Source organism: Mucilaginibacter sp., from assembly GCF_039207105.1.
Lineage (GTDB): Bacteria > Bacteroidota > Bacteroidia > Sphingobacteriales > Sphingobacteriaceae > Mucilaginibacter.
Window position 1 is genome coordinate 1 of record NZ_JBCECK010000251.1, and the last position, 4,888, is coordinate 4,888.

At 43.2% G+C, this 4,888-nt stretch carries 5 protein-coding genes and 1 pseudogene; 1 reads left to right on the forward strand and 5 read right to left on the reverse strand.

Going from position 1 to position 4,888, the window contains the following annotated elements; all coding sequences use genetic code 11:
- Positions 1 to 750: efflux RND transporter periplasmic adaptor subunit (locus tag AAGC65_RS24920; RefSeq protein WP_343115176.1), on the forward strand; the 750-nt coding region annotated here is incomplete at its 5' end.
- A gap of 238 nt (positions 751 to 988) precedes the next feature.
- Here the strand turns inward: AAGC65_RS24920 and AAGC65_RS24925 are convergent.
- The 5 genes and pseudogenes from AAGC65_RS24925 to AAGC65_RS24945 all read right to left on the reverse strand — a co-directional run.
- Positions 989 to 2,425, reverse strand: a complete 1,437-nt coding sequence (locus AAGC65_RS24925) for a serine hydrolase domain-containing protein (RefSeq protein WP_343115177.1) — start codon at positions 2,423 to 2,425, stop codon at positions 989 to 991.
- An 88-nt stretch (positions 2,426 to 2,513) separates the two neighbouring features.
- The gene (locus tag AAGC65_RS24930) at positions 2,514 to 3,440 is read right to left on the reverse strand and encodes an aspartate carbamoyltransferase catalytic subunit (protein ID WP_076374071.1); all 927 of its coding nucleotides are present in this window, start codon (positions 3,438 to 3,440) and stop codon (positions 2,514 to 2,516) included.
- Positions 3,441 to 3,606: 166 nt separating this feature from the next.
- Positions 3,607 to 4,155, reverse strand: coding sequence for a bifunctional pyr operon transcriptional regulator/uracil phosphoribosyltransferase PyrR (gene pyrR, locus AAGC65_RS24935; protein WP_343115178.1), 549 nt, complete (start codon positions 4,153 to 4,155; stop codon positions 3,607 to 3,609).
- A 98-nt stretch (positions 4,156 to 4,253) separates the two neighbouring features.
- Positions 4,254 to 4,481 carry a hypothetical protein gene (locus AAGC65_RS24940; protein WP_343115179.1) on the reverse strand — a complete coding sequence of 76 codons (228 nt, stop codon included), beginning with the start codon at positions 4,479 to 4,481 and terminating at the stop codon, positions 4,254 to 4,256.
- A gap of 191 nt (positions 4,482 to 4,672) precedes the next feature.
- Positions 4,673 to 4,888, reverse strand: a pseudogene (locus AAGC65_RS24945) (30S ribosomal protein S1); the annotation flags it as partial.

Here is a 4,888-nt window from a genome sequence, read left to right on the forward strand (position 1 = left end):
GCCATATACTTTGCCAGCAAAGCTACTTATGACCGTTTGGTGAGCACCAGCAAAACACCTGGTACAGTATCATTAAATGACCTGGAGCAGGCAGAGGCTAAGAAAAACTCAGACCTTGCTAATGTAGAAGCTGCGAAATCAGCTTACAAAGAAGTTTCGGCAAATTTGGCTTACCTCGAGATCAGGGCGCCGTTTGATGGTGTAATTACCAGTCGTAATGTAAACTTGGGTGCCTATGTGGGGCCGGGTGGTAAAAGTACCGACCCATTGTTTACCCTGCAAGACCAAAACAGACTGCGTTTAGTAGTATCTATACCTGAGGTTTCTACAGGTGCGTTGAGCAATAAAAGTGAGGTTAATTTTACCGTAAAAGCTTTACCAAACCAGAAATTTACCGCACAGGTAAAACGTATGGCCGGAGCACTTGACGAAAAATTAAGATCAGAACGTTTAGAGATGGACGTTTACAATAAAGATAGAAAATTATTGCCGCATATGTTTGCCGAGGTTAACGTACCATTGCCGGGCGGCGACAGTACATTTGTTGTACCTAAAACAGCTGTGGTTACTTCAACCGAAAAGGTATTTGTGATCAAGGTTGTAAACCACAAAGCACAATGGGTTGATGCTAAAAAGGGTTTTTCATCAGGTGATATGATGGAAGTTTTTGGTGACCTGAAACCCGGCGATCAGCTTGTAAAAGCCGCCAGCGATGAGATCAGGGACGGATCAACCGTAAAAGATAAATAATTAGTTGATAGGGTTGGATTGAGTTAATTCGTTGACTGATTACTTTCAGGTACATCCCGCTTTGCTTAGGCAAGGTGGGATGTATTGTTTTAGGGGGGATGCGAGATAAAAGATAAAAGGTGTCATTGCGAGCGATAGCGCGGCAATCACGAATAGCACAGAGCAGCCAAATTCGAAAAGTTCGCGATTGCTTCGTACCTCACAATGACAATAGGGAATAATGTAGAGCAGGTAGGGATTATAGCTGCAGTTTTTTCAACAGCTCCGTACCAACCAAATCCGTATTTTCAGCAGAGTTTGACAGGATAACAACAGCCAGATTCTTTTGGCTGTTAAAGGCTAAAAAGCTGCTGCTGCCGTAGGTGCCTCCGTTGTGAAAGTAATATTCTATTCCATCAACCAGAATGATGTGCCATGCCAGTCCCATTTTAGCATCTTTATTAAAAGTAATATGATGGGTAAGCTCAATAGCCTTTCCAAGCTTATCTGAGGCAGGGATCATATTGGCCTTAGCGTAAATCATCAAATCATTTACAGACGAGCGTAGCGCTCCGCAGGGGGCTAATACGTCAAAATCCCAGGCCTCTGTTACGTTGCCGGTGGCGTTATATACATTGGCCATGTTTGTTTGTTTTGCCACACTTACATATTGGGCAGTACCTTGCATGTTCAAGGGTTTTGCTATTACATCGGCCACCATTTGCTCAAAAGTTTTGCCGCTTATATGCGATAGGATGGTACCCAGCACACCCATCCCTAAATTGGAGTAATCATACCTTTCGCCCGGCTGGCTGTTAAGCTTGCAGGTTTTCAGGTAGGAGAACAACAATTGCTTATTATAATTTTTATAAGGGTTAAGCGCGTCAGTAGCGTTAGCCTCCAGATTATCGGGTATCCGGGCCAAGCCAGAGGTGTGGTTGCTTAATGATTCAAGCGTTACTTGCTTTAACGCCGGGTTTTTAGCCACAGAATCGGGCAGGTATTTAGTTATGGGGTCGGTAAGTTTTACCTTGCCTTCGTTTACATAATAAGCCAGCAAAACCGAGGTGAACGTTTTGGTGATGGATCCTATTTCAAAGATAGTATTTGATGTTGGCAGCTGCTTGTTTCCTCGCGCGGTTTCGCCATAATTATAAGTAGTGATCTGTCCGTCTTTTAAAATGCCGATACTGAGTCCAACCGTAACCGCTTTCTGCATATATGGGCGAACAACGGCTTCTACCTCTTTGTCCATTGCTGATATCATTTTGTTTGTTGTAGAAACGGGCGTGAGCTTGTCGTCGGTTACCTGTGTAAAGGGTTGAAAAAGAAACAGATCAAGCTTGTTGTTTTGATCGAGACCCATTTGAAGCTGTAGGGTTACGGCTTCAAATATCAACTTATAAGTAGCCACATTATTGTTCACAAAACTAATAAGTGACGAGCCCTTAATATCGTTCATCGGAAAAAGCTGCTGATCGGCAATGGAGCGGAAACTTTCGCGGGAGAGTGCCTTTTTGAAACGATCTCCGCCCAGGGCGTAAATGGAATCGGCCTGTTTGGCATTAAAGAACCGTTGAACCAGCGCAAATACCGAGTCCGTTTTTACCTGCTGAAGGCTTTGGGCAAATACTGTAGATGAGCAAAATACAAAGGTTACAATGGGGTATAAATAAAAAAAACGGGTTAATTTCATTAAGGTCACTTTAAGTAATAACGCCTTTTACAGTATGGGCCATATAAGCACAAACAAAAATGGGACCCTTTATGGTGCCAATCATGAATTATGGTGTTTGCCCTGCAAGTAGATAGAGCACCGCCATCCTGATCGCCACACCGTTCTCTACCTGATCTAATATGATAGATTGTTTACTGTCGGCCACGTCACTGGTGATCTCCACGCCGCGGTTAATAGGGCCGGGGTGCATTACGGTGATCTCTTTATCCAAGGAATCTAAAATAGTTTTATTGAGGCCAAAAAGCATCGTATATTCCCGCAGGGAAGGGAAATATTTAATGTCCTGACGCTCCAGCTGTATGCGCAGCATGTTGGCTACATCGCACCAGTTAAGTGCTTTTATTAAGTTGTGCTCCACCTTTACACCTAATGATCCAATGTATTTTGGGATCAGGGTAGTGGGGCCGCAAACCATTACCTCGGCACCCAGTTGCTTTAAGCAAAGTATATTGGAAAGCGCTACACGCGAGTGCAGGATATCACCCACGATCACTACTTTTTTACCGGCCACATCGCCATATTTTTCACGGATAGAGAAAGCGTCCAGTAGGGCCTGGGTTGGGTGTTCATGAGCACCGTCGCCGGCGTTCACGATCTGTGCTTTTACATGTTTTGACAGGAAGATACCCGCACCGGCATAGGGGTGACGCATCACCACCATGTCTACCTTCATGGCCAGGATGTTATTCACGGTATCAATCAGCGTTTCGCCTTTGCTTACCGATGATGAGGATGCCGCGAAGTTCACCACATCGGCTGATAAACGTTTTTCGGCCAGCTCAAACGATAAGCGCGTGCGGGTTGAGTTTTCGAAAAATATATTAGCGATGGTGACATCGCGCAGGGAAGGCACCTTTTTTATAGGGCGGTTTAAAACAGATTTAAAGGTATCGGCAGTTTCAAATATGAGTTCAATATCTGCCCGGTTTAAATCTTTTATACCTAATAAGTGCCTTGTGCTTAGTCCTGCCATATCTTTTTTATTTCGGATTTCGGATGTTCGATTTCGGATTTTTATTTTGATCCTGTCATTGCGAGGAACGAAGCAATCTCTATGCTATACAGATCCGCTCTGTAAATCCGCGATTGCTTCGTTCCTCGCAATGACATATTCATACTATTGTATATGTCTGTATTATTTATTCTGCCGCTTCCGATACCAGCACTATTTTATCTTCGCCATCGGTATCTTTCCAACTTACTACTACCTTTTGCGAGGCGATAGAATCAACCTCAATACCTACATAATCTGCAGATACCGGTATGTGACGTGAGTAGCGGCGATCAACCAGGGCCAGGAGCTCTACCTTTTCCGGGCGGCCGAACGCCTGCATGGCATCCATAGCGGCACGGATGGTACGACCTGTCCAAAGCACATCATCCATCATCACTACCTTTTTACCTTCAATGATAAAGTCAATTTTGGTTTGGTTGGGTACCAGCTGCGATTCGCGCCTGCGGAAATCATCGCGGTAAAAAGTAATATCCAGGTCGCCCTGCATAATGGTTTTACCGGGTAATATTTTCCTTAGTTCTTCGGCTACGCGCCTGGCTAAATAAATACCGCGGGGCTGGATACCAATTAATACCGAATCGGAAAAATCATTATGATTTTCGATCAGCTGGCGGCATAAACGTTGTATGGTGATCTGAAATTTCTGTCCGTCGAGCAGTGTAAGATTTTGCATCGTATGGGTGGATGGATTTGGGCAAAAATAGTAAATTGTTTTGAAAAGCCTCCGCTAAAAATATAAGTGGTTATTATATTTTACCATACATATTCTGATTAACGCGGGTAACGTAAGGCTGGTAATATCATTCCTAATGATGCAAATTCCGAAAAGGCGAATAGCAGGCTTAGCAAAACAATGTGTTTAAAGCTATCGTCCTTTTCAGGTTTGGAGTATGAGCGCCATAACCAAACCGATTTGATGACAAACCCAATGTAGCTGAAAGCGCCAATTAAAAAAGCTAATATGAGCGCGCTTCCATGAAAATCATAGGACATTATCATGTGGTTAAAGTTGATGCAATACGTTAAAAAAACGATAAATAACGTAGTGAACATTAACCGCAGGCATATTTTAAACGAGAATATGTTGACCATATGGGCTTCCATACAGTAAATATAAGTTATTTAGTCAACAAAAAAGCCCTTCCGAGTTAACGAAAGGGCTTTGTAAAGAATATTTGTTCAGTTAAAGCTTATGCTTCTTCTTCTTCAGATTTTGATTCTTTAGCTGGTGCAGCCTTGCGGGCTTTGTTTTCAGCACCTTCCATTTGCTCTTTTAACTGAGCTAATACGCTAAGATCACCTAAAGTTGATTTTTCAACTGATTCTTTCACTTTCTTAACCGCGTTGCTTGCAGATTTTGCTTCTTTTTTGCGGTTTTCGAACTCTTGTACACGAGCATCAGCACG